Source organism: Roseovarius pacificus (assembly GCF_900142665.1).
Lineage (GTDB): Bacteria > Pseudomonadota > Alphaproteobacteria > Rhodobacterales > Rhodobacteraceae > Roseovarius > Roseovarius pacificus.
Map to the genome: position 1 here is coordinate 2,501 of NZ_FRBR01000035.1, position 4,906 is coordinate 7,406.

Sequence of the window (4,906 nt, forward strand, 5' to 3'; positions counted from 1 at the left end):
GCATATTCCGATTTGACCGTAAAGCACTGTTGAGTGTTTTGCCGTCCAATCGGACGCTGTGTCCGGCGCCGCGAGGTGCGGGGACACGCCTTTGACATCGTTTAGAGAGATACAATAACGACACTGTTTGGTGTCTGCGAGTGTGCAGGCATCTCGGTTCGGTTCCACCCTCGGGTGGAAGGCATTTTGCAAGGCTGCTTCCTCAACCTTCAAGGTGTATCCCGGTCGAAACGAACGGTGTTGTCCAAGTCAAGTACACTAACCCGGGCGATCGCAAGGTCGCCCAAGTCTGGTTCCTTTCGGAACCAGGCGGGAAAGTATGACTTTTGGTTCAGAATAAGGATGGCGGTTTGTTACCAGCTTCCGCTGTCGCGACGGGCTTCGGTCTGTCTTTTTCTGGATCAAATCAAGCGCGAGAAGGGCGTTTGGTGGATGCCTTGGCAGTAAGAGGCGATGAAGGACGTGATACTCTGCGATAAGCCATGAGGAGCTGAGAATAAGCTTTGATCCATGGATTTCCGAATGGGGCAACCCACTTGATTGTTTCCAGTTATCGCGCAGCGATACCCACTCCGTGCCTGCTCAATGCAGGTTTGGGGCGGTTGCTGTGCGGTTATCTGGATGCAAAACCAAGTACTTAAAACCTGAATACATAGGGTTTTAAGAGCAAACCCGGAGAACTGAAACATCTAAGTACCCGGAGGAAAGGACAGCAACAGCGACTCCCCTAGTAGCGGCGAGCGAACGGGGACCAGCCGAGCCTTGAGAGTGACCAGAACATGTTGGGAAGCATGGCCATAGCGGGTGACAGCCCCGTATGGGAAGCTCGATGGGACGTATTAAGTAGGGCGGGACACGTGAAATCCTGTCTGAAGATCGGAGGACCACCTTCGAAGGCTAAGTACTCCTTACTGACCGATAGCGAACCAGTACCGTGAGGGAAAGGTGAAAAGCACCCCGACGAGGGGAGTGAAACAGTACCTGAAACCGAACGCCTACAATCAGTCGGAGCTTGACTGGACTCTAATGACAATCTGCTGCAACAACGTGATCGACGCATCACGGAGGGACAGCATGTCGGATCTTGCATTTATCACGGACGGAACCGTTGCGGTGATCGGCCTTATCGTCGGTCTGATCGACATGACGGCCAACCACTGCCCGAACGAGGGCTGTCTGGCGAAACGCGAGGTTCAGTCCTACACGGGGATCTCGGTCGGTGACACGGTTTTCCAGGAAAACACGGTCGGCGAAGAGGTTTACCTGCGTCGGGACACGCGACATGCCTATGGCCCCTTCCAGTTGATCTACGGGCTTTCGGCGACGTCGGATGGTGAGCTTTGGGCCGGGGTCGGCCAGGCTTATACATGGACGAACCGCCGCGAGAACATGTTCGTGCAGCTGCACGCGATGGCTGGCCTTTATGAAGAGGGCAGCGGCGCGGACCTGGGCGGCCCGATCCAGTTTCGATCGGGGGTCGAGGTGGGATATCAGAACAAGATGGGCGTACGGATGAGCCTTGGCGTCGACCACCGGTCGAACGCGGGTCTCTACAGTTCGAACCCCGGTCTTGAGACGGTGCACTTCCGGGTGTCGATCCCGACGAAGTGATCCCGAGCACGGCCTCAAGTAGCCCGAAAGGGCGGTAGGCCAACCAATCCAGATTGTTATTAGTGTCCAGTCTTGTGACGGCGTACCTTTTGTATAATGGGTCATCGACTTGGTCTATCCAGCAAGCTTAAGCCGTTAGGTGTAGGCGCAGCGAAAGCGAGTCTTAATAGGGCGTCGAGTTGGATGGATCAGACCCGAAACCGAGTGATCTAGGCATGACCAGGCTGAAGGTAAGGTAACACTTACTGGAGGGCCGAACCCACACCTGTTGAAAAAGGTCGGGATGAGTTGTGCCTAGGGGTGAAAGGCCAATCAAACTCGGAGATAGCTGGTTCTCTGCGAAATCTATTTAGGTAGAGCGTCATCCGAATACCCTCGGGGGTAGAGCACTGGATGGGTAATGGGGCCCCACAGGCTTACTGATCCTAACCAAACTCCGAATACCGGGGAGTACTGGATGGCAGACACACTGCGGATGCTAACGTCCGTAGTGGAGAGGGAAACAACCCTGACCTACAGCTAAGGCCCCCAATTCATGGCTAAGTGGGAAAGCAGGTGGGACGACCAAAACAACCAGGAGGTTGGCTTAGAAGCAGCCATCCTTTAAAGATAGCGTAACAGCTCACTGGTCTAAACAAGTTGTCCTGCGGCGAAGATGTAACGGGGCTCAAGCCATGAGCCGAAGCTTAGGAGTGCGTAAGCACTGGTAGCAGAGCGTAGTGTGACACAGGACTGATCTTTACTATCGCACGTCGGAGACGGGAGCGCAGGCAACTGTGCTCAAGTAGCCGGCAGGCGGTAGCACAAGATCGAGTCCTTTCGATGAAGCCGGGGCGTGAGCCATCCGGTGGAGAGATCACTAGTGAGAATGATGACATGAGTAGCGACAAACAGGGTGAGAGACCCTGTCGCCGAAAGTCCAAGGGTTCCTGCTTAAAGCTAATCTGAGCAGGGTAAGCCGACCCCTAAGGCGAGGCCGAAAGGCGTAGTCGATGGGAACCAGGTTAATATTCCTGGGCCAGGAGGATGTGACGGATCGTGAAGGTTGTTCAGACTTATCGGATTGTCTGGGCCGCTGATCGGTTCCTGGAAATAGCACCTCCATGAGATCGTACCCTAAACCGACACAGGTGGACTGGTAGAGAATACCAAGGCGCTTGAGAGAACGATGTTGAAGGAACTCGGCAAAATACCTCCGTAAGTTCGCGAGAAGGAGGCCCAGTTTCTACGCAAGTATTGGCTGGGGGCACAAACCAGGGGGTGGCGACTGTTTACTAAAAACACAGGGCTCTGCGAAGTCGCAAGACGACGTATAGGGTCTGACGCCTGCCCGGTGCCTGAAGGTTAAAAGGAGAGGTGAGAGCCTTGAATTGAAGCCCAGGTAAACGGCGGCCGTAACTATAACGGTCCTAAGGTAGCGAAATTCCTTGTCGGGTAAGTTCCGACCTGCACGAATGGCGTAACGACTTCCCCGCTGTCTCCAACATCGACTCAGCGAAATTGAATTGCCTGTCAAGATGCAGGCTTCCCGCGGTTAGACGGAAAGACCCCGTGCACCTTTACTACAGCTTCGCACTGGCATCAGGATTGTGATGTGCAGGATAGGTGGTAGGCTTCGAAGCAGGAACGCCAGTTTCTGTGGAGCCTCCCTTGAGATACCACCCTTCGCACTCTTGATGTCTAACCGCGGTCCGTTATCCGGATCCGGGACCCTGCGTGGCGGGTAGTTTGACTGGGGCGGTCGCCTCCTAAAGCGTAACGGAGGCGCGCGAAGGTTGGCTCAGAGCGGTCGGAAATCGCTCGTTGAGTGCAATGGCAGAAGCCAGCCTGACTGCAAGACTGACAAGTCGAGCAGAGTCGAAAGACGGCCATAGTGATCCGGTGGTCCCGAGTGGAAGGGCCATCGCTCAACGGATAAAAGGTACGCCGGGGATAACAGGCTGATACTGCCCAAGAGTCCATATCGACGGCAGTGTTTGGCACCTCGATGTCGGCTCATCTCATCCTGGGGCTGGAGCAGGTCCCAAGGGTACGGCTGTTCGCCGTTTAAAGAGGTACGTGAGCTGGGTTTAGAACGTCGTGAGACAGTTCGGTCCCTATCTGCCGTGGGTGTAGGATACTTGAGAGGAGTTGCCCCTAGTACGAGAGGACCGGGGTGAACGATCCACTGGTGGACCTGTTGTCGTGCCAACGGCAGTGCAGGGTAGCTATGATCGGACAGGATAACCGCTGAAGGCATCTAAGCGGGAAGCCCCCCTCAAAACAAGGTATCCCTGAGGGCCGTGGTAGACCACCACGTCGATAGGCCGGAGATGTAAGCGCAGCAATGCGTTCAGTTGACCGGTACTAATTGCCCGACAGGCTTGATTTGATCCAGTAGAAGACAGACTTCTGCTGACCAAAGTCAACAGACTTGGACATTCGAGGATTTTTCCCGGTTTGGTGGTCATAGCAAGAGCAAAACACCCGGTCCCATCCCGAACCCGGCCGTTAAGTGCCTTAGCGCCGATGGTACTGCGTCTCAAGACGTGGGAGAGTAGGTCACCGCCAAACCTGGTAAAATCCCCGAAACGTATCTCTCCAAAACGATGGCCCCAATCCAATACACAAAATTGGGGCACAACATCCGGCCCGACCCCCGCAAAGGGACAAGGCCAAAACAACGGTCTCAAAACGCCCACACAGGGCAAAAGACCAGACACCACGGCCTCAAGCAGCCCAAAGGGCGATAGGCCAAACACCATGGCCTCAAGTAGCCCAAAGGGCGATAGGCCAAACATAAAGCGTCGCGGGATGGAGCAGTCCGGTAGCTCGTCAGGCTCATAACCTGAAGGTCGCAGGTTCAAATCCTGCTCCCGCAACCAAAAACTTCCACATAAATCAATAACTTAGACGGTGGCTCTAAGCCGCATGCCGTGCACCCGAAATCCGCGTGGAAGCACTGTGGAAGCAATTGAACCACGTTCACGGGTGTGGCAGCAGCGCAACGCTACCGCCCGCGGCGGCACAGGCCTTCGGCGATCATCACACTCGCAATGTCGCGCCCGCTCGCCAGCCGACAGTTCCCAATCCAGCGGTCATAGCTACGCTCCCCGGTCAGGCTGCAATTGAGGCGCCCACCGGACACCAGCGCCCTCATCCGCCGCGTTGCGGCTTCTCCGGCCATGGTGCCGGACTCGGCGCAATCCAGCGCGGCAATGCGGATCGGGCGTCCGTCAACTTCGATTGTATCTCCGTCCCGAACATGGGTCACGCGGCCTGAGGTGGGGCCACCAGCCCCGCTACGCCCGGCAAT

The 4,906-nt window shown here is 55.8% G+C and carries 1 protein-coding gene, 1 tRNA gene and 2 rRNA genes; 3 read left to right on the plus strand and 1 reads right to left on the minus strand.

What is annotated here, in order from left to right:
- Positions 1-404 precede the first annotated feature (404 nt).
- From BUB53_RS21895 to BUB53_RS21905, 3 genes are all read left to right on the plus strand, one after another.
- Positions 405-3,982 (plus strand): 23S ribosomal RNA (locus tag BUB53_RS21895).
- 67 nt (positions 3,983-4,049) lie between these two features.
- Positions 4,050-4,164: ribosomal RNA gene (rrf, locus tag BUB53_RS21900) — 5S ribosomal RNA — on the plus strand.
- 234 nt (positions 4,165-4,398) lie between these two features.
- Positions 4,399-4,475, plus strand: a tRNA-Met gene (locus BUB53_RS21905).
- Positions 4,476-4,600: 125 nt separating this feature from the next.
- Here the strand turns inward: BUB53_RS21905 and BUB53_RS22895 are convergent.
- On the minus strand, positions 4,601-4,906 hold a 306-nt coding region (locus BUB53_RS22895; RefSeq protein ID WP_373285811.1), incomplete at its 5' end, for a thermonuclease family protein.